At 48.2% G+C, this 24,159-nt stretch carries 23 protein-coding genes and 6 pseudogenes; 14 read left to right on the forward strand and 15 right to left on the reverse strand.

What is annotated here, in order from left to right; genetic code table 11:
• Positions 1–185: 185 nt before the first annotated feature.
• The 3 genes from NH461_RS19250 to NH461_RS19260 all read right to left on the reverse strand — a co-directional run bounded on the left by NH461_RS19250 (position 186) and on the right by NH461_RS19260 (position 2,519).
• A complete protein-coding gene (locus tag NH461_RS19250; RefSeq protein WP_261604218.1) occupies positions 186–452 on the reverse strand; it encodes a hypothetical protein in 267 nt (88 codons plus the stop codon).
• A 146-nt stretch (positions 453–598) separates the two neighbouring features.
• Positions 599–1,717 carry a glycine cleavage system aminomethyltransferase GcvT gene (gene gcvT / locus NH461_RS19255; RefSeq protein WP_261604219.1) on the reverse strand — a complete coding sequence of 373 codons (1,119 nt, stop codon included), beginning with the start codon at positions 1,715–1,717 and terminating at the stop codon, positions 599–601.
• Positions 1,718–1,883: 166 nt separating this feature from the next.
• Positions 1,884–2,519, reverse strand: coding sequence for a helix-turn-helix domain-containing protein (locus NH461_RS19260; RefSeq protein ID WP_261604220.1), 636 nt, complete (start codon positions 2,517–2,519; stop codon positions 1,884–1,886).
• 568 nt (positions 2,520–3,087) lie between these two features.
• On the opposite strand from NH461_RS19260, the gene NH461_RS19265 reads away from it, so the two are divergent.
• From NH461_RS19265 to gcvP, 3 genes are all read left to right on the forward strand, one after another.
• On the forward strand, positions 3,088–4,383 hold the full coding sequence (locus NH461_RS19265; RefSeq protein WP_261604221.1) for a serine hydroxymethyltransferase: 1,296 nt from the start codon (positions 3,088–3,090) through the stop codon (positions 4,381–4,383).
• A gap of 143 nt (positions 4,384–4,526) precedes the next feature.
• Positions 4,527–4,904 (forward strand): glycine cleavage system protein GcvH, encoded by a 378-nt coding sequence (gene gcvH, locus NH461_RS19270; protein ID WP_261604222.1) that lies wholly within the window; start codon positions 4,527–4,529, stop codon positions 4,902–4,904.
• A gap of 119 nt (positions 4,905–5,023) precedes the next feature.
• Positions 5,024–7,903, forward strand: a complete 2,880-nt coding sequence (gene gcvP / locus NH461_RS19275; RefSeq protein WP_261604223.1) for an aminomethyl-transferring glycine dehydrogenase — start codon at positions 5,024–5,026, stop codon at positions 7,901–7,903.
• A gap of 135 nt (positions 7,904–8,038) precedes the next feature.
• Here gcvP and NH461_RS19280 read toward each other — a convergent pair whose 3' ends face one another.
• The 5 genes from NH461_RS19280 to NH461_RS19300 form a co-directional block, all read right to left on the reverse strand.
• Positions 8,039–8,362, reverse strand: coding sequence for a hypothetical protein (locus tag NH461_RS19280; RefSeq protein WP_261604224.1), 324 nt, complete (start codon positions 8,360–8,362; stop codon positions 8,039–8,041).
• 74 nt (positions 8,363–8,436) lie between these two features.
• Positions 8,437–8,898 (reverse strand): hypothetical protein, encoded by a 462-nt coding sequence (locus tag NH461_RS19285; protein WP_261604225.1) that lies wholly within the window; start codon positions 8,896–8,898, stop codon positions 8,437–8,439.
• Between the two features lie 162 nt (positions 8,899–9,060).
• Entirely contained in the window at positions 9,061–9,531 is a 471-nt protein-coding gene (locus NH461_RS19290) for a hypothetical protein (protein WP_261604226.1), read from the reverse strand.
• Between the two features lie 126 nt (positions 9,532–9,657).
• Positions 9,658–10,143: a GNAT family N-acetyltransferase gene (locus NH461_RS19295; protein WP_261604227.1), complete on the reverse strand. Its 486-nt coding sequence runs from the start codon at positions 10,141–10,143 to the stop codon at positions 9,658–9,660.
• Positions 10,144–10,306: 163 nt separating this feature from the next.
• Entirely contained in the window at positions 10,307–10,807 is a 501-nt protein-coding gene (locus tag NH461_RS19300) for a GNAT family N-acetyltransferase (protein WP_261604228.1), read from the reverse strand.
• A gap of 100 nt (positions 10,808–10,907) precedes the next feature.
• On the opposite strand from NH461_RS19300, the pseudogene NH461_RS19305 reads away from it, so the two are divergent.
• Positions 10,908–11,057 (forward strand): annotated as a pseudogene (locus NH461_RS19305) (IS110 family transposase); the annotation flags it as partial.
• Between the two features lie 140 nt (positions 11,058–11,197).
• Here NH461_RS19305 and NH461_RS19310 read toward each other — a convergent pair.
• Both NH461_RS19310 and NH461_RS19315 read right to left on the reverse strand, forming a co-directional pair.
• Positions 11,198–11,479 (reverse strand): Txe/YoeB family addiction module toxin, encoded by a 282-nt coding sequence (locus NH461_RS19310; protein ID WP_261604229.1) that lies wholly within the window; start codon positions 11,477–11,479, stop codon positions 11,198–11,200.
• Positions 11,472–11,726 carry a type II toxin-antitoxin system Phd/YefM family antitoxin gene (locus NH461_RS19315; protein ID WP_261604230.1) on the reverse strand — a complete coding sequence of 85 codons (255 nt, stop codon included), beginning with the start codon at positions 11,724–11,726 and terminating at the stop codon, positions 11,472–11,474. The genes NH461_RS19310 and NH461_RS19315 overlap by 8 nt, the downstream gene beginning before the upstream one ends.
• Before the next feature lie 209 nt (positions 11,727–11,935).
• Here NH461_RS19315 and NH461_RS19320 point away from each other — a divergent pair.
• Positions 11,936–12,181, forward strand: a pseudogene (locus NH461_RS19320) (IS110 family transposase); the annotation flags it as partial.
• Positions 12,182–12,386: 205 nt separating this feature from the next.
• Here NH461_RS19320 and NH461_RS19325 read toward each other — a convergent pair.
• Together NH461_RS19325 and NH461_RS19330 are read right to left on the reverse strand one after the other, a co-directional pair.
• Entirely contained in the window at positions 12,387–13,982 is a 1,596-nt protein-coding gene (locus NH461_RS19325; protein ID WP_261604231.1) for a hypothetical protein, read from the reverse strand.
• 115 nt (positions 13,983–14,097) lie between these two features.
• The gene (locus tag NH461_RS19330) at positions 14,098–14,493 is read right to left on the reverse strand and encodes a DUF6680 family protein (RefSeq protein ID WP_261604232.1); all 396 of its coding nucleotides are present in this window, start codon (positions 14,491–14,493) and stop codon (positions 14,098–14,100) included.
• A 75-nt stretch (positions 14,494–14,568) separates the two neighbouring features.
• Between NH461_RS19330 and NH461_RS19335 the strand changes: the two are divergent.
• Positions 14,569–14,896, forward strand: a pseudogene (locus tag NH461_RS19335) (IS110 family transposase); the annotation flags it as partial.
• Positions 14,897–15,212: 316 nt separating this feature from the next.
• Here NH461_RS19335 and NH461_RS19340 read toward each other — a convergent pair.
• Entirely contained in the window at positions 15,213–15,644 is a 432-nt protein-coding gene (locus NH461_RS19340) for a hypothetical protein (protein WP_261604233.1), read from the reverse strand.
• A gap of 157 nt (positions 15,645–15,801) precedes the next feature.
• On the opposite strand from NH461_RS19340, the pseudogene NH461_RS19345 reads away from it, so the two are divergent.
• The 5 genes and pseudogenes from NH461_RS19345 to NH461_RS19365 all read left to right on the forward strand — a co-directional run.
• A pseudogene (locus NH461_RS19345) lies at positions 15,802–16,327 on the forward strand (IS3 family transposase); the annotation flags it as partial.
• A gap of 340 nt (positions 16,328–16,667) precedes the next feature.
• Positions 16,668–16,910: pseudogene (locus tag NH461_RS19350) on the forward strand (transposase); the annotation flags it as partial.
• Between the two features lie 100 nt (positions 16,911–17,010).
• The gene (locus tag NH461_RS19355) at positions 17,011–17,589 is read left to right on the forward strand and encodes a DUF6037 family protein (protein WP_261604234.1); all 579 of its coding nucleotides are present in this window, start codon (positions 17,011–17,013) and stop codon (positions 17,587–17,589) included.
• A 202-nt stretch (positions 17,590–17,791) separates the two neighbouring features.
• A pseudogene (locus NH461_RS25855) lies at positions 17,792–18,055 on the forward strand (site-specific integrase); the annotation flags it as partial.
• A 60-nt stretch (positions 18,056–18,115) separates the two neighbouring features.
• Positions 18,116–19,477: a transposase gene (locus NH461_RS19365; protein ID WP_410000140.1), complete on the forward strand. Its 1,362-nt coding sequence runs from the start codon at positions 18,116–18,118 to the stop codon at positions 19,475–19,477.
• 285 nt (positions 19,478–19,762) lie between these two features.
• Here NH461_RS19365 and NH461_RS19370 read toward each other — a convergent pair whose 3' ends face one another.
• Positions 19,763–20,110, reverse strand: a complete 348-nt coding sequence (locus tag NH461_RS19370) for a hypothetical protein (RefSeq protein ID WP_261604235.1) — start codon at positions 20,108–20,110, stop codon at positions 19,763–19,765.
• Positions 20,107–20,544, reverse strand: coding sequence for a DUF2778 domain-containing protein (locus NH461_RS19375; protein ID WP_261604236.1), 438 nt, complete (start codon positions 20,542–20,544; stop codon positions 20,107–20,109). The genes NH461_RS19370 and NH461_RS19375 overlap by 4 nt, the downstream gene beginning before the upstream one ends.
• A 185-nt stretch (positions 20,545–20,729) precedes the next feature.
• Here NH461_RS19375 and NH461_RS19380 point away from each other — a divergent pair, with 185 nt between their 5' ends.
• From NH461_RS19380 to NH461_RS19395, 3 genes are all read left to right on the forward strand, one after another.
• Entirely contained in the window at positions 20,730–21,743 is a 1,014-nt protein-coding gene (locus tag NH461_RS19380; protein WP_261604237.1) for an IS110 family transposase, read from the forward strand.
• 466 nt (positions 21,744–22,209) lie between these two features.
• Complete coding sequence (locus NH461_RS19390; protein WP_261604238.1) at positions 22,210–23,091, forward strand: site-specific integrase; 882 nt, start codon at positions 22,210–22,212, stop codon at positions 23,089–23,091.
• Positions 23,088–24,140: a transposase gene (locus tag NH461_RS19395; protein WP_261602379.1), complete on the forward strand. Its 1,053-nt coding sequence runs from the start codon at positions 23,088–23,090 to the stop codon at positions 24,138–24,140. Before NH461_RS19390 ends, NH461_RS19395 begins: the two co-directional genes overlap by 4 nt.
• Positions 24,141–24,159: the final 19 nt, after the last annotated feature.

The following is a 24,159-nucleotide window of genomic DNA, read 5'->3' on the forward strand; positions in this document are numbered from 1 at the left end:
ACACTTTTCATCAGCACTCCTGCATCACACGTTCAAACATCCGCCGCCAGTCCCGACCATCCATATCGGGCATTACACTAACGGGGGTATCCAGAGATACTAATCATCGAAACTAGATCACACCTGAACAAATGACAACCCGATGACAGTCCGGGGGAGAGCCTGCGACTCACCGCCCACATGATTCAATCTGTTTGCGGCGGTCGATCGTCCAAACTAGACGGCAAACGATCAGCGTCATCCGGGGCTTCTGCCTGAGCCATCAAGGCCTGCTCTTTTTTCTCTATCGCCTGAAACTGAGCTTCGCAGACACTTTTTGTCGTTCTGTCTTGTCCGTATGTATCCATGCAGCGCGCCATGTACTCTTCATAAGACATCAACAAGCTTTCTGACTGCGCAACCGCGACGATCATGAAGGCACACCCTGCCGTTAAAAATGCAATCAGTCTCATGGTCTTCCCACCCTCACATCAAGGCAATTCAACATCTTTAAGTGAAGCTGATGGCAACATTGGACAGCTGCTTATTTATGAGACAAATTCACAATAAAGAAAAAGGAGCACAAGGCTCCTTTTTCATTGATGATTCAGTAAGCTCATTAACCACGATGGTAGTTTTGCGGTACGAATGGCATTTTTTCTACTGTCATTGGCAGTTTTTTGCCACGAACTTCTGCAAAGACTTCCGTACCGATCGCTGCCAGCTCAGTTTTCACGTAGGCCATAGCCACCGGAGCGCCTTTGGTCGGGCCAAACGTACCGCTGGTCACAATACCGATTTCGTTATCATCGGCATCGAACAGCTTGCTGCCTTCGCGAACCGGGGCTTTCGACTGACCGATCAGGCCGACACGCTTACGAGCAACGTCTTTAGTCTGGATTTGCTCCAGGATCAATTCCGCACCCGGGAAACCACCGGCACGCTCACCGTCGGCACGACGCGGTTTGCTGATCCCCCACAACAGGCTCGCTTCAACCGGTGTGGTGGTGGTGTCGATGTCGTGACCGTACAGGCACAGACCACATTCCAGACGCAGCGAGTCACGCGCCCCCAGACCAATCCACTCAACTTCCGCTTGAGACAGCAGTTCACGCGCCAACGCTTCAGATTTATCCGCAGGCACAGAGATCTCATAACCGTCTTCGCCGGTATAGCCTGAGCGGCTGACCAGACACTCAACGCCCATCAGCTCAACCTTGGTTGCATCCATGAAGACCATGTCGCTCACAACCGGATTCAGGCGTGACAGCACTTCCGCTGCTTTCGGGCCCTGAAGCGCCAGCAGTGCACGATCGTCAATCAGCTCCAGTTCAACATCGGCAGGCAGATTGGCTTTCAGGTGCGCAATGTCCTGCTCTTTACACGCTGCGTTCACCACAACAAACAGATGGTCGCCGAAGTTAGTCACCATCAAATCGTCCAGGATACCGCCTTGCTCATTGGTAAAAAACGCATAACGCTGCTTACCCGCCGGCAAGTCGATAATATCAACCGGAACCAGCGCTTCCAGAGCTTTCGCTGCATTTTCACCATGCAAACGCAGTTGTCCCATGTGAGACACATCAAACAGCCCGGCCGCTTCACGACAGTGAATATGCTCTTTTCGAACCCCCAACGCGTATTGCACCGGCATGTCGTAGCCGGCGAAAGGAACCATTTTTGCACCCATTTCGATATGCAGCGCGTGTAGCGGTGTGACCAATAATTCTTGAGACATACGTTTTACTCCGTTAACCGCGGGCAGCGCGGCTATTATCCTTATCGATTGTTGCGACTATGTTAAGCTGGTTTTCTTATAGTAAACAAAGTTTCCAAGCGAACAAACTGTTCCACATCACAGATTTTCACACTGAGGCGGAAAATACCTGACGCCCAAATCGAGGCTATGAAGCCGTGACCCAAAGGATCAGCGCGTCTTCCTCACTGACCGAAACCAGCATATGACCCATTGTGGCGTCATAATAGACAGAGTCCCCTTCGCTCAAATTGACCGGCTCATAAAACTCAGAAAAGAAGGTAATTTCACCTGACAGCACAAGTAAAAACTCCTCGCCGTCATGACGAATCCAGTCCGAATAGTCTTCAAACCGGCGTGCCCGTACCCGTGACTTAAACGGCATCATCTTTTTCTTGGTCAACTGAGTGGCCAACAGTTCATGCTCGTAAGTTGTGGTCGGGTGTGGCTTCCCCTCTTCCCGACGGGTAATGTCTCTGCGGCCGGTCGCGACAATCTGCTTCGGTGGCGCAAAAAGCTGAGGGATATCAATGTTGAGCCCGACAGCCAGTTTCTGCATTGCCTGAAAGGTCGGAGAAATCTGCTCATTCTCAATTTTCGACAATGTGGAGCGGGCCAAACCGGTGCGTTTACTGGCTTCCTCCAGCGTCAATCCAAGTGACATCCTGAAATCTTTCAGCCGTTTCCCCAATTGCAGCGGCTCAATCTTTTCTTCTTTCTCCGCCCCATGTTCCTTCGCTACGGTCATCGATGGATAGACATCCACCGGGTGTTCATCACTCATGTCACCTCTCCTTGGTACTGCATTCACTTCATTCTGGCATAGCCGATCTGAAACTCAAAAGTACAGCGGGTGAAAAAGTTTGACTCACTCAACACATTTGAAACAAAGTTTCCTAAAGGAAACAAAGCCAGTATTGATGACTTTTTCAGCAAGGTGCAATCACGAATCCGCAATGGGTTGTCATATGAACAGCATCGGTCCCCGCACCAGATATCTCATCAAATCCCTTTTGCGAAAAGGGCTTAACGTGATAAATCTCCCAGCTCTCATTGCGACTCAGCAAACTTAATTCACTAAAATTTGCCGTCATCATAGATTTTTGCATGACAAGACGCAAACGTTTGCTTAAAATAGCGAGCACTAAAGTGAACAACGTTACACTATTGGAAATTTCCGTTTGATCGGCTATCTATAGAAAGGTATGTTACGCAGTTGTTAGGGTCAGACGAGATTCGTCTGTTTCTTCTGATTGAAGGACTTAGCTGCCAACATTATCCAACATAACGAATCAGCCAACGGCGCTGGAACAATGGAACACCCGATAGGGCGCACTTGAGGATAACGTGAAATGAAAGCTTCATACCAAAACCACGATTTAGAGATGTTCTTTTCCACCAACCTTGCTCAGGTGGACGGAGCCGTCAACGCTGGCATCAATGCCGAACTGGCGCGCCAAAACCAGCAAATTGAACTGATCGCCTCTGAAAACATCGTCTCCAAAGCGGTCATGCAGGCACAAGGTAGTTGCCTGACGAACAAGTATGCCGAAGGCTATGCCGGCCGTCGCTACTACGGTGGCTGCGAGCATGTGGATGAGGTCGAGCGCATCGCGATTGCCCGTGCTAAACAACTTTTCCAATGTGAATACGTCAATGTTCAGCCGCACTCCGGCGCTCAGGCCAACGGCGCGGTGATGCTGGCACTGCTGCAACCGGGCGATACAATTCTCGGGATGTCGCTGGATGCCGGTGGCCACCTGACACACGGTGCCCGCCCTGCCCTGTCCGGCAAATGGTTCAATGCCGTTCAGTATGGTGTTCGTGAAGGAAGCTGCGAGATTGACTACGAGCAAGTGCGCCAGCTGGCGCTTGAGAGCCAGCCGAAGCTGATTATTGCCGGGGGCTCTGCCATTCCGCGCCAAATCGATTTCGCGAAATTCCGTGCCATCGCCGATGAAGTCGGTGCCTATCTGATGGTCGACATGGCCCACATTGCCGGTCTGATTGCCGCCGGGGAGCACCCAAGCCCGCTGCCACACGCACATGTCGTCACCACGACAACGCACAAGACCCTGCGTGGCCCACGCGGTGGCATGATCCTGACCAACCACGAAGACATCAATAAAAAGATCAACTCAGCGGTTTTCCCGGGTCTGCAAGGCGGTCCACTCATGCACGTGATTGCAGGGAAAGCCGTGGCGCTGGGCGAAGCCCTGGAGCCGGAATTTAAACTCTATATTAAAAATGTGATTAATAACGCGAAAGTTTTAGCCGAAGTGCTGCAAGCTCGCGGTTGCGATATTGTCACCGGCGGGACCGATACGCACCTGATGCTGGTTGACCTGCGTCCGAAGGGCCTGAAAGGCAACCAGGTCGAGGAAGCACTGGAGCGTGCCGGCATTACCTGTAACAAGAATGGCATCCCGTTCGACCCTGAAAAACCAATGGTGACTTCAGGGATCCGCTTGGGTACCCCAGCCGGCACCAGCCGCGGCTTCGGTGCTGAAGAATTCAAACAAATTGGTGAATGGATTGGCGATGTCCTGGACGGACTGGCTGCCAATCCAGAAGACAACAGTGACGTTGAACAACGAGTGAAACAGCAGGTACAGAAACTGTGCAGCCGTTTCCCATTGTACGATTGATCGATAAATACAATCGACAACAACAATCGGCAAAACCTGAGACCCCAAGTCTTTGGTTTCTGAAATGGAAATCCTGGTCCGGCCAAACACCGGGCCAGAAAATTGACAAAAATACTGCGGAAGCATTGCGCAAGGAGTTAGAAATGGAAAATTTGAAGTTCGCTGAAAGCCACGAGTGGGTACGTGATAACGGTGACGGCACAGTCACAATTGGTATCTCAGATCACGCGCAAAGCCTGCTGGGCGATGTGGTATTTGTCGACCTGCCGGAAGTGGGCGACACCACAGAAGCTGGTGAGTCTTTCTCGCTGGTTGAATCTGTAAAGGCGGCCTCAGACATTTATGCGCCTGTAACCGGTGAAATTCTGGAAATCAACGAAGAGCTGGAAGAAAGCCCAGAGCTGATCAACGAAGAACCGTATGAAGGTGGCTGGATTGCTAAAATCAAAGTTGCAGATGTTGAAGAGCTAGCCAAGCTTATCGACAGCGAGAAATATCTGGCGTCTATCGACGAAGACTAATGAAACATCGGCTTTTAAGACAGACCCCTTAAAAGCCGTTTTTCAATCCATTCTCGATGACTTCCCGCTAGCGTGCAATTGCTCAGGCACGGTTAGCAGCAACAGTTCAGGAAAGAACCATGACCGACATAACTCTTCTAAATGCATTAAGCGATGATAAAGAATTCGCAGCTCGCCATAATGGCCCGAATTCAGTACAACAAAAAACTATGCTGGAAACCATTGGTGTTGCCAGCGTCGATCAGCTTATTGAAGAAACGGTACCGGCAGCAATTCGCCTGCCAGAGCCGATGAAGCTGGACCAACCGCTCAGCGAAGCAGACCTGCTGGCTTCTCTGAAAGCAATTGCAAGCAAAAACGTAATTAACCGTAGTTATATCGGTCAGGGTTACTACAACACCTTCACTCCTAACGTCATTCTGCGCAATGTTCTGGAAAATCCGGGCTGGTATACGGCATATACTCCTTATCAGCCGGAAATCTCTCAGGGTCGCCTGGAATCGCTGCTGAACTACCAGCAGATGATCATGGATCTGACCGGCATGGAACTGGCGAACGCCTCCCTGCTGGACGAAGCAACGGCGGCTGCCGAAGCCATGACGTTGTGTCAGCGTGCCGGTAAGAGCAAGAGCAAAGCTTTCTTCGTCTCAAACGACCTGCACCCGCAAACCATTGACGTGGTTCGTACCCGTGCTGGCTACATCGGCATTGAGATCATCAGCGGTTCAATCGACGAACTGGACAACCACGACGTCTTCGGTGCCCTGCTGCAATACCCGGGCACAACCGGTCAGGTGACCGATCTGACGGAAGTGATTGAAAAAGCGCACGCGAAGAAAGCACTGGTTGCCGTCGCCTCTGACCTGCTGGCCCTGACCCTGCTGAAAGCGCCGGGCGAAATGGGGGCAGACGTGGTGATCGGCTCTGCCCAACGCTTCGGCGTACCAATGGGCTTCGGTGGTCCACACGCCGGCTTTATGGCAACCAAAGACAAACACAAGCGAACCATGCCGGGCCGTGTGATTGGTGTCTCTAAAGACAGCAATGGCAACCAGGCCCTACGCATGGCCATGCAAACCCGTGAGCAGCACATCCGTCGTGAAAAAGCGACGTCAAACATCTGTACCGCTCAGGCACTGCTGGCCAACATGGCTGCGTTCTACGCGCTGTACCATGGTCCGGAAGGCCTGCGCAAGATCGGCCGCCGCGTTCACCACCTGACTGCAATTCTGGCAGCAGGCCTGCGTAATTCCGGAATCGAGCTGGCCAACGACAGCTTCTTCGATACCCTGACGCTGAACACCGGCAAGAAAACCAACGAATTCTACAAAAAGGCACTGGATGCCGGCATCAACCTGCGTAAATTCGACACCCAACTGGGCATCAGCCTGGATGAAACCACCAAGGTTGAAGATGTCGAAACCCTGCTGAGTCTGTTCAGCGACAACGCGCTGAAAGCATCCATGTTCACAGCGGATATCGCTGCTGACGAGTTTGCTGCGATCCCAGAAAGCTGCCGCCGCTCCAGCGAGTTTTTGACCCACCCTGTTTTCAACTCGTATCACAGCGAAAGCCAGATGATGCGTTACATGAAAAAGCTAGAGAACAAAGACTACTCACTGACCCACGGCATGATCCCGCTGGGCAGCTGTACCATGAAACTGAACGCCGCTGCCGAGATGATCCCTATCACCTGGCCGGAATTCGGTGCCCTGCACCCATTCGCGCCGGCAGATCAGGCGCAAGGTTATACAGAACTGACTGACAAGCTGTCTGAAATGCTGTGTTCAGTCACCGGCTATGATGCCTTTTCGCTGCAGCCGAACTCTGGCGCACAGGGCGAATATGCGGGTCTGATTGCGATTCAGCGCTACCATGAAGCCAACGGCGATAGCCATCGTAACGTCTGTCTGATCCCAAGCTCAGCCCACGGGACCAACCCGGCTTCTGCGGCGATGGTGTCGATGAAAGTCGTGGTAGTTGGCTGTGATGAGCAAGGCAACATCGATGTTGAAGATCTGAAAACGAAGATCGAAAAACACCGTGACAACCTGTCTTGCATCATGATCACCTACCCTTCAACGCACGGCGTGTACGAAGAAACTGTGCAGGAAGTGTGTGAGCTGGTTCATGAAGCCGGCGGCCAAGTATACCTGGACGGCGCAAACATGAACGCCCAGGTTGGCCTGACCAACCCTGGCTTTATCGGCTCAGATGTTTCGCACCTGAACCTGCACAAGACCTTCTGTATCCCACATGGTGGTGGCGGTCCGGGCATGGGTCCTATCGGTGTGAAATCTCACCTGGCGCCATTCCTGCCGGGTCACGTCGAGAAGACGGAAACTGACAGCAAGCAATATGCAGTTTCTGCGGCAAACTTCGGCTCTGCGTCGATTCTGCCGATCTCCTACGCCTACATCGCGATGATGGGTGAAAGCGGTCTGACTGAAGCGACCAAACTGGCGATTCTGAATGCCAACTACATCATGGAGCGTCTGCGCCCGCACTACCCGGTTCTGTACCGTGGTACTCATGGCCGCGTTGCCCACGAATGTATTATCGACATTCGCCCAATTAAAGAAGCGTCCGGCATCAGCGAAGAAGATGTCGCCAAGCGCCTGATGGACTACGGCTTCCACGCACCGACGATGTCATTCCCGGTTGCCGGCACTCTGATGATTGAGCCAACCGAGTCTGAAGATTTGGCCGAGCTGGACCGCTTCTGTGACGCGATGATTGCGATTCGTCATGAAATCGCCCGTGTTCAGGATGGCGAGTGGGATCTGCAAGACAACCCGCTGGTGAATGCGCCGCACACCCAAGTGGATCTGATGGCAGAAGCATGGAACCGTAGCTACAGCCGTGAACTGGGTTGCTTCCCGTCTGCACACACCAAAGCGGCGAAATACTGGCCGACCGTCAACCGCGTTGACAACGTCTTCGGTGATCGGAACCTGGTGTGCTCATGCCCGGGCATCGAGAACTACATGGAAGACTAATCGGGTATCCCGCTCCGTGAGCGGGGGAACTTGAAATAAAAAAGGCGAACCGAATGGTTCGCCTTTTTGTTTGTTCAATATCTCACGCTTTCGATGTCACGATTTCGTGGCAAGGTCACAACCTCTCGAATCAATTCAATCGTCTGTGGATTTCAGTGGTTCAACATGAACAGATTCCACTTCGGGCGGTATGACAATCGTTGTTTCGATAACGGTACGATTCAGGAGTTCACTTTCTGATGCTAACCGATCTGCTTCAATCGCATCCTGCAGCGACTGTTCTCTGTCTTGTTCAGAAATATCCATAATCGGATTCAACAGATCTGTAAAAATTTGGGGTGCCTTAGGAATCGCCAATATCACATTCAGAAGCATATATTGAATTGACTCATTTTCTAAAGCCAGCATAACCGTCCAAAGACAGAAAGGAATACCGATAACAATATAAATCTTTTTCATTTTCCCGTTATTCACTTCCCAATTTAAATACATTGATGGTGTTGGTTTAACCTAACAAAAAGCAGTAGCACGAACTACGATTCAGAATAGATGAAATCTCGTACATAAGACCCTGCAATTATTATAAACATGATAAAAAGAACATACTCTATAATATCTTTCACATCACTATTAATCATATTGGTTCTCGCTATCAAAACCCTATCGCCCTTTTGTAATGAAGCAAGCACAAAGTAAAGTGGCTGTCCCCTCTTCTGAACAAGATCGATTTCACCATAGTATTCTTCACCAATTTCTAACGTTATATCATCTTTAATGACAACATCATACAAAGAATCCTCAAAGGATCGATAATCTACCAGGTTTTTCTGTTTTAATTTAAGTCTATTCGTGTTTACTCTAAATAAAAACCCAATTTCGCCACGTCCTTCATAGATAGCACTAAACTGATAAAGGTCATCAGTTGACTTATATTCAGAATGAATACTAGTCAATAGAATCAAAAGTGCATAAAAAATCACTCTAGCAAATATCAAGACACCACCTAAATTCTATTTATTTGTTTCTAAATATAATATGATAAATCCGATGAAAAACATGGATGATAACATTCCAAAGCACCTCTTGAATTTTAAAAAAATGATTTTGCACACAGATTTAATCGGAGTAACCAGGATCATTTAAAATAATATATGTATTCACTGCTTAGCTTTACCAGCTTCTAAAATAGGGAGTCCAGCTTCTGTTGGAATATAAATTCTTTCACCTTTCCCATCTTGAAGACCTTTAATCCAGACATAGCGAAGATATTCTTCGTTATTTTTGAGAGATGCACCAATAATTCTATTCGCTTCAGCCGCTGCTTTTGCGCGCTCAATGTCTGCTTGCCCCTCAGCTTTAGCTCTAGCAATTTTTGCCTTACCTTCAGCTTCCGCAAGGGTCACTTTTGCCTTGGCTTGCATTAACGCAGCTTGCTCTCTTGCTTTTGCTTCTTCAATGAGGATCTGTTTCGACCACTCAGCTTCTTTGAGTGCAGCACGACCATTGAGCTCTTGCTTGTATACGTTGTATCGAGGCCATGCCCAAAACGCCATTAAAATAAAGGCAAATAAAACAACAACGAGTAAACCCAGGCTCCCTAGAGCGATAGCTTGTCTGTTTTGGTACATCGATTTATCCTATGTGAAATTTAACGAATGAAATGGACTCTCCCTCATCAGGCTTTACCACATTTGGTAAGTCTGAATGAATACGAACCGGAGATCACCATGTCACAATCTATTTATGGTATTGATTCAGGCAACCGTTGCCCAACGAAAATATGGTCGCTGACCATCCATCCGATCAACTTCTGCACCTAACCTTTTGTAGAATTCGTGAGCTTTCTTATTGTGTGGGCTAGCCGTCCACGCAATGTGCGACACCAATGCCAATTCTGCCTTTGCTTTCAATGCTTGCATCAGTTCACGACCATACCCCTTTGACCTTTGCTCTCCAATAACTAAAAGGTCATCAAGCCAAATTGATGGTTCACCGCTAAAGGAAGAATACCGATAATGGTACAGAGCGAAGCCTAGAACGCCACCATCGAGTTCTAATAGCAATGCATGAGCAAATGGATGGTCGCCAAATAAAGTACGCTCGATTTTATCTACCGTAGTAGAGATTTCACCGCTGAACCCTTTCATACTTCGATCAAATTCAGCTTTTAGCCCAATAAGCTCAAGCAACTTACTCGAGTCTTTCTTTGTCGCTGTCCTTACGATCACTTTCTTCTCCATGACTGAGAATATTGATAAATGGCTAACGTCTACTTATGGGACTGGCAACGTACCGCTACTAAGCTCAAATACATTAACCGTAACCACCGCGGATTATCGGGACTGGAAACATCTTGGTCCATTAAAATGGAGGAAGTCCAGAGTCCGCTTGAACGCCTTTGGCTTAAACTCGCTTGATCATCAATAGATCGATAATTACTGAACCTTCAAATTCCTCCGACATAAATCCATCTGCGAACTCGAAGCCATGTTTAGAATAAAAAGTAATTGCTGATTTGTTATTGTCGAGCACATACAAGTTTATATTTTTTGCCTCTAGAGCTTGGGACTCTTGATCTAAATGAGCTATAAACTTGCTACCCAACCTTTGACCATAAACACTCGGACACAAGTAAAGTTTGCTTAGTTCTATCGTTTCTGCATTTTCGGGATGAACAAAGTAAGACATAAACCCAACAACCTTGTTTCCACTTTCAGCAACAACTACCGACTCGGCACTCGTACTGATTGTATTTCGCCATTCTTCTATCCGGGATGAGATGGTAAAACCATTAATATAGTCTGCTGGCATTAACCCATCGAATGCAGATTTCCACGAGTTCACGTGAATTTGTGCGATATCCTGAACATCCGTTAGTACTGCTTTTCTTAGATTGATTTCCACTGATTCTCCTTTGAAGCCTAACGAATGACATGGAATCCCACTCATCAGGCTTTGCCACACTTGGTAAGTCTGATTACGAAATCGCCGGAGGCCACCATCTATCTATGGCATTGATTTAGCCAAACATAGCTTCAGTATCCACGGTGAGGATCACCAAGGCAAGCTGTTGATCCACAAAACAATATCCCGATCGAAAGTTCTCTCGACGTTTGCCAATATCCCACCAGCAATTATCGGGATGGAAGCCTGCGGGGCTGTCATCCACCCATGCGGGTTGATGATGCTGTCTTTAATCGGTTACTTAGCAGCAAAACATTAAAAGGAAGATAATGAGATTCAGGATTGACCCGCCACCTCAGGGCGTGTTGTTACCTGTGCGGATTCGAAAGATTAAGCTTCATAATGATAGCGGCAAGAAATGATGGTGATATGAATATTGTCAACTGCATAAACGAGACGATTAGATTCGTCTATACGTCGAGACCAAAATCCTGATAAATTTTCTTTCAAGGCTTCGGGCTTACCAATTCCTTCAAAAGGTGAACGTTTTGTATCTACGATTAATTTGTTAATGCGCTTGAGCGTTTTCTTATCCTGACTTTGCCAATATAAGTAATCATCCCAAGCGGCATCAGTCCAAGCGGCATCAGTCCAAGCCAACATTCTACTCATCGATGATATCTCGTTCAGTTACCTTACCCGCTTTATACTGTTCAATTGATTTGTTTATGTGAGCAGCATTTGCTGGTGATTTTAGTAGATGAACGGTCTCCATAAGGCTGTTGTAGTAATCCATTGACATCACAACAGCGTCTTCAGAGTCTCGGCGCGTGATAACTGTGCAATCTGCATCATTAACAACGCCATCTAGCACAGATTTCAAACCATTCCGTGCTTCAGTAAAAGAAACAATACGCATAATTAACCTCAAATTAAGTTGTACACGTTATTGCACAAGTGTAACCCAACATTCAGACTTGTACACGATAACGCACATAACGAATGACATGGACTCCCCTCATCAGACTTGCCACACTTGGCAAGTCTGAAATCATAATCACCGGAGCCCTCCTATCATAATCTGCTAAGGTATTGATTTAAAAAACATAGTGTCAGTATCCAGGTGATGATCACCAAGGCAAGATCCTGTTCCACAAAACAATATTCCGATCTAAAGTTCTCTCGACGTTTGCCAATATCCCGCCAGCAATTATCGGGATGGAAGCCTGCGGTGCCTCTCATTACTGGGCCCGAGAGCTGACTAAACTCGGTCATACGCCAAAGATCATGGCATCAAAATATGTGGCGCCTTTCAGAGCGGGTGCCAAAAACGATCTCAATGACGCCGTCGCGATTTGTGTAGCTGTCACCCGCAGTGCCAACAACGCATGACCGAACTCAGGCGGTAACCCATTGAAGTGAAAAACAGCGTGATCACTTCCAGGCTGCGCTCGACCTGAAGAAAGCCGAGGGCGCGACGCACACCAACCCCCAATAGAGCAATTGACTTAATAAGGCTGTCCGGGCTTGTCCAACACCCGGATAGAAGTGTCGGCTGCGCGACACGTATCCTTATTTGTTAAGCCTTTTCACATGCGTCAATGGATGAGTTCAACAATTCATCAAAATCTTTTAGCTCAAACTTAATCATATGATCTACATCATCATAGAGCACCTTAAACGATGTCAGGTAATTAATATCCCTTTTATTATGGAACCCATTGAATAAAATTGATTTCATCATTACATGGTGAATATCACTAAATCTTACGTCATGCTTATTGTTTTCTATCTCTCTCAAAACAATTTCAATGATATAAACCTTAAAGTCATTTGATATTTTACTCGAAGAAACAATACTATATATCATATTACCTAAACACAACGCAGAGCTTTTCAATATCGAACTATTATCATGAGTTAGACTTACACCATTAAATTTAAAAGCTGACCCGCCGTCAATATCCTGACACTCATAAATCCAATCTAAACAATTTGTTATCATAGTATAAAGATGAAAGTGAAATGGTGTCGGCCATTCAGTACTTTCATCCACACTGGAGTCTGGATTCATGTTTTTAAGAATTTTTTTCGTGAATGATTGATAATAATACAACCACATATGCCACTGAATCCCTTGATGCATAGATTCAAGTATCATTACATTAAAAAATTGAATGCCTGTATAAACTGGGCATTGAAATTTATGGCTTTCATAATAGTTACCTAATGATTCATTATATTTGCAAACCAGTTTTCTATCATAATCAATCAAATCGCAAACTTTATCTCCAACTGGTTTGTAAATAGCTAAATCTTTACAAATATTGCAGTCACTGAAAATACCATTCAAAAACTGATTGCTTGGACTAAGATAATACCTATGCCTAGTTAATAAGTTTTGATTATTTTCAAACTCGAAATAGTAAACACTACCTAAATCTTCAATTAAGCTGTATATGAATAGTTTTAAAGGTTGCTCACCACAAATAGTTTTCCTTTTTAAAACACTAAGCAAAAAGTACGGCTTTGAAATTGACAAATATTTAATAAAGCTTTTATCGTTAAACACTCTTATTATTAATGCAGATGCGATTTCTTTTGACTCATCATTTTTCCGTATTTTATCAGCCATCAGTTTAAATTGACGTGAATACTTCTTCTTAAAGTAGCCATCACTTTTCACTTCACTTCCGAGGAAATAGCTGAACTCATCTTGAGGTCTTATTTTTTTAGACAACCAATTCCGAAAGGATGTCCGTTCATCAATTTTCTCTATACCTCCTATACTTCTTTCAATTAAAACAGAGGCTTCAGCGAATTTTTTATCAATAATCAATTGCTCAACAAGTTCAGCAAGCTTACCTATATTTTTACTACTTATTTTCGCATGCTTTATCTTAAAATAAAGATATAATGACAGACATAAAAAAATTAAGTAAGTAGTGTTTTTTTGATCGAAACCCCATAACCAAGGTCCAAAATTAACTTTTAACCCCATATTATTCAAAACAGGATAAAACATAATATAATGAACCGTTATAAGAGAAAACAATATAACTATTTTATCTACTGTAGATATTCGTATATTTAAATCTAATTTACTTTCTCTAGGGATGATTGCATAGATAGCAACAACTAACCCTAACATTGTAAGGATACTACTAGAATCCACTTTACCTCCTATAGGCTTAACGCCGTTGTAACCGGCAAAAAATTGTTGGCTATAATGTGCAGCGAAGCGTAACAGCCAATAGTTTATTGTCCGCGTTTACGACTTTGTTATGCGCTTAGCTTTGAACACTAAAAAATTTCAAATAGTAAGCGTCTGGTAATTTTTTATATTTAATATTTATGTTTTTGCAAATAGCCTTCATCAATTTTATTTGCGCCTCGTCAGCAGCCCCTGTAGCTCTAGCATGTAATGGGGTTTCAACAACTTTAAACAAATTTTCTATACATTGGATTACATCGTCACTGTCAGAAAAAACAACCATGGCTTCGTTCATAGCTTCCTGAAAGGCATGCCCATTAATTTGGTGCTTGTTTCCAAACATTTTCCGTGCAGTTTCAAGTTTAATTTTTCTCCTTTCAAGCCGTGAATAAAACCAAAACGACAGAATTATACCAATTAAGCCAGAAAGCAGAGAAGATACGACTGTTAAAAGAATAGTTTGCTGAGTCAAAATAAGTCCTTAATCATTTTTTGGCGCATAACGAATGACATGGACTCCCCCTCATCAGACTTTGCCACACTTGGTATGTCTGATTACAAAATCGCCGGAGGCCACCATGTACAATCTATCTATGGCATTGATTTAGCCAAACATAGCTTCAGTATCCACGGTAAGGATCACCAAGGCAAGCTGTTGATCCGAAAAACAATATCACGATCGAAAGTTCTCTCGACGTTTGCCAATATCCCACCGGCAATTATCGGGATGGAAGCCTGCGGCGCCTCTCATTACTGGGCCCGAGAGCTGACTAAAGTCGGTCATACGCCAAAGATCATGGCATCAAAATATGTGGAGCCTTTCAGAACGGGGCGATCCTAATGATGCCGTCCCGATTTGCGAGGCTGTTGCCCGCAGTGCCAGCAACGCACGACCGAATTCAGGCAGCAACCCATTGAAGTGAAACATAGCGTGATCACATCCAGGCTGCGCGACACGTATCCTTATTTGTTAGGTTTATTGCTCAGATGCTGACACTATCGTTTAAGTACATTAGCGTCAGAATCCATTATGACTCATCTTTGCTATTTTTTATCCTAATATAAATACGCCTTAAGGCATCAAATATTGATAGAACAATAACCGGAAGAAAAATAGCATTGCTACCAAATGCCTTTGATAATAGCAGGATAATTAAAACAACAAGTATTGATAAAGTAATCAACTTCACCTTATCTAACATTTAACAACTCCGGGTATCTTGCGTAGGTTGTTTTAAGCCAATTTCCACTTACACCGCTATCTTTTGCAAACGCCATCACCTGACTATGAGTACAATCAGTATTTTTGAATATTGCCCGTGCAGTACTGCCTATGACAGCCCCAGCCCAAAATGAAGCATATAAACCAGCCCCAACTGTTCCTGCACGTGCAACAGCTGACATCTTAATAGGTTGAGGCGCACCCCCTGATATAGCCATAGCTTTATCTATCCTATCAATCATAGCCCAAGCAAGTGCAGCAGAGCCTGCAACTGTCTTTGTTGTTGGCAAGTTCATCAACTTAAGATTATCATCAATATCTTGTTGTATAGACGCTAAATTTACTTTGCATGAAACCATTGGAATGTCCTCTTTAAAATAGAGAACATTAGCAGCTTGCATTTATGTACCAAGACCAAACGAACTATTTTTCGATGCAATTCGCAGTAAAACAAGAAATGATGTAACGACCATGAAGCCAGAAGTGGCTCCCAATTTTCGGACATAACTTTAAGTGATTGATCTGTTTTGATAGTACCCAAAAACATTGGAACAGATTATAACTAGAAAACGTAGAAACCACTCTCCTGAATTTAAAACTAAAATGGTATTTGTGGCTGCTAAAGGCGATAAAACTGTCGCTGAATTGGCTCAGAAATACAACCTACACGCGAACCAAATCTCCACTTGGAAGAAAGAGTTGCTTGAAAATGCTTCCATGATCTTTGTCTCTGAAAGTCAGTTGAGCAAAGACAACTCAGAAGGCGTTAATAAGCTTCATGCGAAGATAGGTCAGTTGACCATGGAAAATGATTTTTGGCCAAAGTGCTCGGTCGTTAGAGCAAGCCCAGCGAAAGAGTTCGCAGGTTAAATCCAAAAGCGCCAGTGTGAGCTTCTCAATATTGCTAGCTCTACGTCTTACTACCAACCCATCGGACTCTGCTGAGGAGATTGAATTGCGCCGTATGATTGACGAAATTCACCTTCAGTATCCATTCATGGGCAGTCGGCGTATTCGAACTGAGCTGGCTAAAAAGGGTCATAGCGTTAACCGTAAACGTGTTGTTCGGCTAATGCGCGATATGTGTCAACACCAACTTACTTTGACCACATTTCACCAGTTTAGAATGTCCGGTTTTCATCACTTTTCGCGACGTTTAGGTTGTCGTGGGTGTTTCTTCTTCCGGCAGGCTCGTGAGCATACCGGCCTTACGCTTATCATTCAGTCGATAAGTGTCCCAGGGTGAGAGCGTGAGTTAACAAATTATAAAATCACCACGTAAAAGGCACGTTGGGATCTACAAATAGAGTAATTTTTAACCATCTGCCACAGATGTGAAATGCATGAGGTGTCTAATAATCACTCAACCAGTCCGAGGGAACTTACAACTATTCAAAAAGTGAACATGCGTGATCTCACCCTGGGAAAGTGGTCGCTATAAGGGGCTCAGGAAAATACAAGGTGGTCGAGCTCAGGTCAGGACTGTTTTGTATATGGCGATGATGTCGGCCATGCAATGTAACCCGGTATTCAAGAGCACCTATCAGCGACTTTTGGCTGAAGGCAAACCGAAAAAAGTAGCCATCATTGCCTGTGTCAGGAAGATGGTTGTTATCCTCAATGCGATGCTTCGCGATGGCGTCAGGTGGGAAGAAAAAACAGCATGAATTTAATCATTGACGCCATAGTCGTTTGTTATAAGCCATTGACTCTGAAGTACTTTTGAGAGCATTATTATAGTTACATGCTTCCACATAGGTATTCAATATGAAAATGACAGCTCTGCAAGCTCTTCACCGAAGTATGATGAAAATTGGCACCGACATGCAACAGTTTCAAATTAATACTGGTTCAGCAAGCTTTGATTGCCTTTTCTCTGTTCGGGAGGCACCATTTATTTTAGCTTTAACTTCGAGAGGAAGCGCACCAAAATTCTTTAAGTTCGAAGTCCAGAATGGATACTGGATAAGACCATACTTTGAAGGTTTCTTCTACGATTTAGTTGATGTTTTAAGCTCTGGAGCACAATCTGGTGTACGACTAAACCCTAAGGATTTTCTAGAACAACTGAATAATAGCATTCCAACGCAAGCTAAGCCCCAAAGCACTCCATCCCCTAAGCAAATTATCACTTTGAGACCCGATATAACTGAAGATCGTGACAGACCATATTTTGATACGTGGATCTATTGGAAAAGTGCCGACCGACAAGGACCACGAGAAGAAAACCGTCACAAGACACTAATGATATTAGGGAAAAGTGCTCTAGAGTACAGTATTGCGATGAAAGCATCTTCTAAGTGGAGTGCTGTAGATCTAGATAAGTCATGGGACGATAATATTTAGTGGCTTATAACGCTGCCATAAGCCGCAACCGAACAGAGTATTTTTGGGGCTAAACTGGCGCTTGCGCCAAGCCCAAAAAACGCGACGGAAGGGTGTCGGTTTGATGGCTTTGTTGAACGAAGCCGCTACGCGGCAGAGCGACAGCAGCTCTCATACTGCTCTCTGAACCTTGCCATTCCGGCAACTGACAGGAGACAGTATCATGAACACCCAACAACAGCGCCATTTCGATGCGCCATACCAGCAACACCTTGATAATCTTATCCTACAAGGCAAGCGCCCGGCGACCGTTGATGCCTACAGCCGTGCGGTGCGTCGTATTTCCGCCTTTTTCGACTGCCCGCCTGACGCCCTGACAAACGAGCGGTTACGCACCTACTTCCGCCAGCTTATCCACACCCACTCCTGGAGCACCGTCAAGCTCGACCGCAACGGCCTGCAGTTCTTCTACCGCTATACCCTCAACAAACAGTGGGCATGGCTCATTATCGTCAAGCCGCCGCAGGTCTCGCGGCTGCCTGATCTCCTGACGCCCCACGAGGTGGGGCTGCTGATCACCATGACCCGCCAGCCCCGCTACCAGGTGTTCTTCTTTGCCCTCTACAGCCTCGGCCTACGGCTTGGTGAAGGACTGAGCCTGACCACGGCCGATATCGATGCCCGCACCATGCAGTTCCATGTCCGGGAGGGAAAGGGCGGGAAAGACCGGCGGGTGCCGCTCCCCAACCGAACCCTAGCCGTCATGCGCCAGCACTGGCGCTCACACCGCCATCCGCAGTGGCTCTTCCCGGGGATTGGCTCCGCCAAGCCGATGGATCGCGGCGGCGTTCAGAAAGCGATGAAACAAGTCTGCCGGGATTGCGGGATCAACAAGCGGATCAGCCCCCACTCACTACGCCATTGTTATGCCACCCACTTGCTGGAAGCGGGGCTGGACCTGCGCTCCCTGCAGGTACTGCTCGGCTATGCCCAGTGGTATTGCCCGCACTGCCACCATGACGATCGGCTGCCGTTGGGCTGCGGCCACCGCGCTTGCCCGCAGTGCCAGCAACGCACGACCTCAGACTGGCTCGCCCGCCAGGAAGCGAAGCTGCTGCCGGCTGAGTATTTCATGCTCACCTTCACGGTGCCCGCGCCGTTGCGCGGCCTCGCCCGCACTCAGCCCAAAGCGTTCTATGCCGTGATGTTCCGGGTTGCGGCCTCGGTCCTGAGGGACTTTGCCCGCCGGCAGCATGGCGGGAGCAGCGGGTTTACTCTGGTGCTGCACACCCATAACCGGCGACGGGATATCCACCCCCATCTCCATGCTGTGATGCCGTCGGGGTTCTATCACCCGCAGCGCAGGCAGTGGCACAAAGGCAGGAAGGGCTTCCTCTATCACCACACCGCCCTGGCGAAAGTCTGGCGTGCACGACTTCTCGATGCCATTGCCCGTCACCCGACGCTGGGGCTGCCCCCGGCACCGCTGCCAGCCGCGTGGGTGGTTGACTGCCGCGCGGTCGGACGGGGCCTGCCGGCACTGCAATACCTGTCGCGCTACCTCTACCGGGGCGTCTTGCCCGACCAAGATATTCTCCGGTTCGATGACCGTCAGGTGACCTTCCGTTACACCGACAGCCAGACCCGGCAACCGGCGACACGTACCCTGCCGGTGGTGCAGTTCCTGTGGTTGATCTTGCAGCATGTGCTGCCGAAAGGGTTACAACGGGTGCGGGACTACGGCTTGCTGCACGGCAGCGCGAGAGTACTGCGGCTGAGCATCCAGCTGATGTTGCTCGGCTTACCGGCATGGCAGTTGCCTGTGAACACCGAGCCACAGCAAGCAACACGGGACTGTCCATGCTGCCGGCATACGATGTGCTGTGTCGGCATCACCCGACCGGGGTAGCCGGAAAAGGCAAACAGAATAAGGAGAATGGCACTGACCGCAACCAGGAGAAAGCCGACGCATGACCGAACTCAGGCGGTAACCCATTGAAGTGAAACAAAGCATGATCACTTCCAGGCTGCGCTCGCCCTGAAGAAAGCCGCAGGCGCAACGCCCACCGAATCCCAAACGAGCAATTTGCTTAATAAGGCCGTCCGGGCTTGTCCAACACCCGGATAGAAGTGTCGGCTGCGCGACACGTATCCTTATTTGTTACATGCGGCTTAAAAAGTACTCCCACCATAGCTATCGTTTCGCTTTAAAATGTCTTAACCAACCACCAATTATAGAAAGAACAAAGATAAGAAATGATGAAAAAAATCCGTGATAAAAATACCCCTCTCCTTTTTCATCAATTACTGCACTTCTGAAAGATGGCTCTGCATACATGTCGTAAATCCCAAAAGCCATAAACAAAGCAACAATCAAACTAACATAGTTTATAAAACGCACTTTATATGAAAGCAGGAGAAAGACTAACCCAATGACTATACTTGTAATCCAAAGATTTCCATAAGATGGAATCTTATCCGACACTTCAGCATGACAAATATTTGGGACTATAGCTAATAAAAGACAGACAACATTTCTCATTCTACCACTTCCAAATCAATTTTGATTTTACTGGACTTAATATAGCTAAGTATTTTATCTGTTTGCCTATTACCGAGAACTCCACCACCTATGTCGATACAACCAGCAGAACCTTTCATATCACCACCATGCAAGAAAAAATTATCCCTTCCATATGTTTTTGTAGCTGGCTTGGGATGAAGGCGTACACGCCAGTCTCCCCAATCTCCTTTCGAACGCCTCGCCAAATCACCAATCAAGTTAGGGTCACTCATTTCTTCCGGATTGATATAGTACATGCCTACAGGAAGAGGTCCTTCAAATGACTTAGCCTGACAAGCTGTCGAAGCCTTATTCAAACAGTTACCACGCCCACTTGTCGCATTAACAACCATAGAGAAGCAAGGAGTAACTAATGACATTTTGCCATTTCCAATACTGAATATAATTTTCATTGTTTCATCCTCCCAATAATACTATTCAGTGATGAAAATACCTTCTACTGGTTGAAGGTAAAGAAAGATAGTCATATGGTTGAGTATCTTTAGAGCTACTTCGCATGTATCGAATGACATGGACTCCCCCTCATCAGGCTTTGCCACACTTGGTAAGTCTGATTACAAAATCGCTGGAGGCCACCATGTCACAATCTATCTATGGCATTGATTTAGCCAAATATAGCTTCAGTATCCACGGTGAGGATCACCAAGGCAAGCTGTTGATCCACAAAACAATATCACGATCGAAAGTTCTCTCGACGTTTGCCAATATCCCGCCAGCAATTATCGGGATGGAAGCCTGCGGCGCCTCTCATTACTGGGCCCGAGAGCTGGCTAAACTCGGTCATACGCCAAAGATCATGGCATCAAAATATGTGGCGCCTTTCAGAACGGGTGCCAAAAACGATCTCAATGACGCCGTCGCGATTTGCGTGGCTGTCACCCGTCCTTCAACGCGCTTCGTGAGGATCAAATCTGCTGAGCAGCAAGCCATTCTGCTCCTGCACCGGGCGCGTGATCATTGGGTCCATGAACGAACAGCATTACTGAATCAGATCCGGGCCATGCTAGCCGAATTCGGTATCATCGCCCCCGTCGGTCGCTATGCTCTTCAACGCGCAATTCCTGATGCACTTGAAGATGCTGAAAACCAACTTCCGGATCTGGCCAGAGCGCTCATTTCTGATTGCTTTGAACACTTACTCACTCTGAATCAGCGAATTGCAGATCAGGAGCAGTGCTTCGATATGCTGGTTTCCCGGAGCCGCCAAGCGAAGAAAATTATGAAAGTGGCAGGCATTGGACCCATTACAGCAACAGCCGTTATCGCCAGTATCGGCAAAGGTGAGCAGTTCGATAAAGGCCGCGATTTTGCTGCCTGGCTTGGGCTGGTTCCCAGCCAGTATTCAACCGGCGGTAAACCAAGGCTCGGACGAATTACCAAAAAAGGTGACCGGTATTTGAGAACACTCTTCGTTCATGGCGCACGGGCTGTGATCGCCAGTCTCGGCGATAAAACTGATCGGCTCAGTTTGTGGTGCAAAAATCTCGTTGAACGCCGAGGTTTCAAACGAGCCATTGTTGCTCTTGCGGCAAAAAATGCTCGAATTATCTGGTCACTGTTAAGAAACGATACGGAATATCAACTGATATAAAAACTGAGTGTTTTTCGTCAACGGAGTGACTTACTTCACCGGGTCCTTGCAATAGCCAATGATGATATAAGGTTCAGACCTTTTGCGGGAAAACCTGATAATGCGGCGGGCACATTTGATGCCTTCTAACGAATGAGGAACCGCAACCGCGAAGTGTCATCAGGGTCATGGCGTTAGAGCCAATAAACAGACCGAATGTAGAGCGGCAGTCCCAAACCTTGCATCACCTGACGCTGTTGTTGACAACCGGGGGAGTCCATGTAGCCCTGTTAAGGTGTGAGCAACGCAATGCCGAAGTCACCGCATACCACCTTAAACACCTAAAGCAACGCATAGTAAAAATGCCACGCGTTGCGAATCACTCTTAAACAGTTTGTTGAACGAAGCCGCTACGCGGCAGAGCTACAGCAACTCACATACTGATCTCTGAACCTTGCCATGCCGGCAACGGACAGGAGACAGTATCATGAACGCCCAACAACAGCGCCATTTCGATGCGCTATACCAGCAACACCTTGATAATCTTATCCTACAAGGCAAGCGCCCGGCGACCGTTGATGCCTACAGCCGTGCGGTACGTCGTATTTCCGCCTTTTTCGACTGCCCGCCTGACGCCCTGACAAACGAGCAGTTACGCACCTACTTCCGCCAGCTTATCCACACCCACTCCTGGAGCACCGTCAAGCTCGACCGCAATGGCCTGCAGTTCTTCTACCGCTATACCCTCAACAAACAGTGGGCATGGCTCAATATCGTCAAGCCGCCGCAGGTCTCGCGGCTGCCTGATCTCCTGACGCCCCACGAGGTGGGGCTGCTGATCACCCTGACCCGCCAGCCCCGCTACCAAGTGTTCTTCTTTACCCTCTACAGCCTCGGCCTTCGGCTTGGTGAGGGACTGAGCCTGACCACGGCCGATATCGATGCCCGCACCATGCAGGTCCATGTCCGGGAGGGAAAGGGCGGGAAAGACAGGCGGGTGCCGCTCCCCAACCGAACCCTGGCCGTCATGCGCCAGCACTGGCGTTCACACCGCCATCCGCAGTGGCTCTTCCCGGGGATTGGCTCCACCAAGCCGATGGATCGCGGCGGCGTTCAGAAAGCGATGAAACAAGTCTGCCGGGATTGCGGGATCAACAAGCGGATCAGCCCCCATTCATTACGCCATTGTTATGCCACCCACTTGCTGGAAGCGGGGCTGGACCTGCGCTCCCTGCAGGTACTGCTCGGCCATGCCAGCCTCAACACCACCGCCCGCTATACCCAGTTCACCGAGGTCAAGTCGGCCGCTGCGACCCTGGCTGTCAATGCGCTGGCCAATCAGCTGGCGGTGATATGGGAGGTATCATGAACACCTTTGTCTCCCTGCTCACCACCCACTATCATGAATTTCTCCGCCACTACGGCGACAGGCTCACCCCGGATATCCGCCGGGCAATCTCAGCGATGCGGCGCTGCCGGACTGAGCAGGCCGGCCATGCCCAGTGGTATTGCCCGCACTGCCGCCATGACGATCGGCTGCCGTTGGGCTGCGGCCACCGCGCTTGCCCGCAGTGCCAGCAACGCACGACCTCAGACTGGCTCGCCCGCCAGGAAGCAAAGCTGCTGCCGGCTGAGTATTTCATGCTGACCTTCACGGTGCCCGCGCCGTTGCGCGGCCTCGCCTGCACTCAGCCCAAAGCGTTCTATGGCGTGATGTTCCGGGTTGCGGCCTCGGTACTGAAGGACTTTACCCGCCGGCAGCATGGCGGGAGCAGCGGGTTTACTCTGGTGCTGCACACCCATAACCGGCGGCGAGATATCCACCCCCATCTCCATGCCGTGATGCCGTCGGGGTTCTATCACCCGCAGCGCAGGCAGTGGCACAAAGGCAGGAAGGGCTTCCTCTATCACCACACCGCCCTGGCGAAAGTCTGGCGTGCACGACTGCTCGATGCCATTGCCCGTCACCCGACGCTGGGGCTGCCCCCGGCACCGCTGCCAGCCGCCTGGGTGGTTGACTGCCGCGCGGTCGGACGGGGCCTGCCGGCACTGCAATACCTGTCGCGCTACCTTTACCGGGGCGTTTTGCCCGACCAAGATATTCTCCGGTTCGATGACCGTCAGGTGACCTTTCGTTACACCGACAGCCAGACCCGGCAACCGGCGACACGTACCCTGCCGGTGGTGCAGTTCCTGTGGTTGATCTTGCAGCATGTGCTGCCGAAAGGGTTACAACGGGTGCGGGACTACGGCTTGCTGCACGGCAGCGCGAGAGTACTGCGGCTGAGCATCCAGCTGATGTTGCTCGGCTTACCGGCATGGCAGTTGCCTGTGAACACCGAGCCACAGCAAGCAACACGGGACTGTCCATGCTGCCGGCATACGATGTGCTGTGTCGGCATCACCCGACCGGGGTAGCCGGAAAAGGCAAACAGAA

Origin of the sequence: Photobacterium sp. TY1-4, from assembly GCF_025398175.1 — a bacterium.
Taxonomy (GTDB): domain Bacteria; phylum Pseudomonadota; class Gammaproteobacteria; order Enterobacterales; family Vibrionaceae; genus Photobacterium.

Bases quoted from the DNA above. Each gene is read 5' to 3' on its own strand.
- gcvP (WP_261604223.1), top strand. From the start codon at position 5,024: ATGACCGACATAACTCTTCTAAATGCATTAAGCGATGATAAAGAATTC.
- NH461_RS19295 (WP_261604227.1), bottom strand. From the start codon at position 10,143: ATGGAGAAGAAAGTGATCGTAAGGACAGCGACAAAGAAAGACTCGAGT.
- NH461_RS19315 (WP_261604230.1), bottom strand. From the start codon at position 11,726: ATGCGTATTGTTTCTTTTACTGAAGCACGGAATGGTTTGAAATCTGTG.
- NH461_RS19370 (WP_261604235.1), bottom strand. From the start codon at position 20,110: ATGAGAAATGTTGTCTGTCTTTTATTAGCTATAGTCCCAAATATTTGT.
- NH461_RS19260 (WP_261604220.1), bottom strand. From the start codon at position 2,519: ATGAGTGATGAACACCCGGTGGATGTCTATCCATCGATGACCGTAGCG.
- NH461_RS19280 (WP_261604224.1), bottom strand. From the start codon at position 8,362: ATGAAAAAGATTTATATTGTTATCGGTATTCCTTTCTGTCTTTGGACG.
- NH461_RS19375 (WP_261604236.1), bottom strand. From the start codon at position 20,544: ATGAAAATTATATTCAGTATTGGAAATGGCAAAATGTCATTAGTTACT.
- NH461_RS19355 (WP_261604234.1), top strand. From the start codon at position 17,011: ATGAAAATGACAGCTCTGCAAGCTCTTCACCGAAGTATGATGAAAATT.
- NH461_RS19250 (WP_261604218.1), bottom strand. From the start codon at position 452: ATGAGACTGATTGCATTTTTAACGGCAGGGTGTGCCTTCATGATCGTC.
- NH461_RS19380 (WP_261604237.1), top strand. From the start codon at position 20,730: ATGTCACAATCTATCTATGGCATTGATTTAGCCAAATATAGCTTCAGT.
- NH461_RS19265 (WP_261604221.1), top strand. From the start codon at position 3,088: ATGAAAGCTTCATACCAAAACCACGATTTAGAGATGTTCTTTTCCACC.
- NH461_RS19340 (WP_261604233.1), bottom strand. From the start codon at position 15,644: ATGCAAGCTGCTAATGTTCTCTATTTTAAAGAGGACATTCCAATGGTT.
- gcvT (WP_261604219.1), bottom strand. From the start codon at position 1,717: ATGTCTCAAGAATTATTGGTCACACCGCTACACGCGCTGCATATCGAA.
- NH461_RS19290 (WP_261604226.1), bottom strand. From the start codon at position 9,531: ATGTACCAAAACAGACAAGCTATCGCTCTAGGGAGCCTGGGTTTACTC.
- NH461_RS19310 (WP_261604229.1), bottom strand. From the start codon at position 11,479: ATGAGTAGAATGTTGGCTTGGACTGATGCCGCTTGGACTGATGCCGCT.
- gcvH (WP_261604222.1), top strand. From the start codon at position 4,527: ATGGAAAATTTGAAGTTCGCTGAAAGCCACGAGTGGGTACGTGATAAC.
- NH461_RS19395 (WP_261602379.1), top strand. From the start codon at position 23,088: ATGAACACCTTTGTCTCCCTGCTCACCACCCACTATCATGAATTTCTC.
- NH461_RS19390 (WP_261604238.1), top strand. From the start codon at position 22,210: ATGAACGCCCAACAACAGCGCCATTTCGATGCGCTATACCAGCAACAC.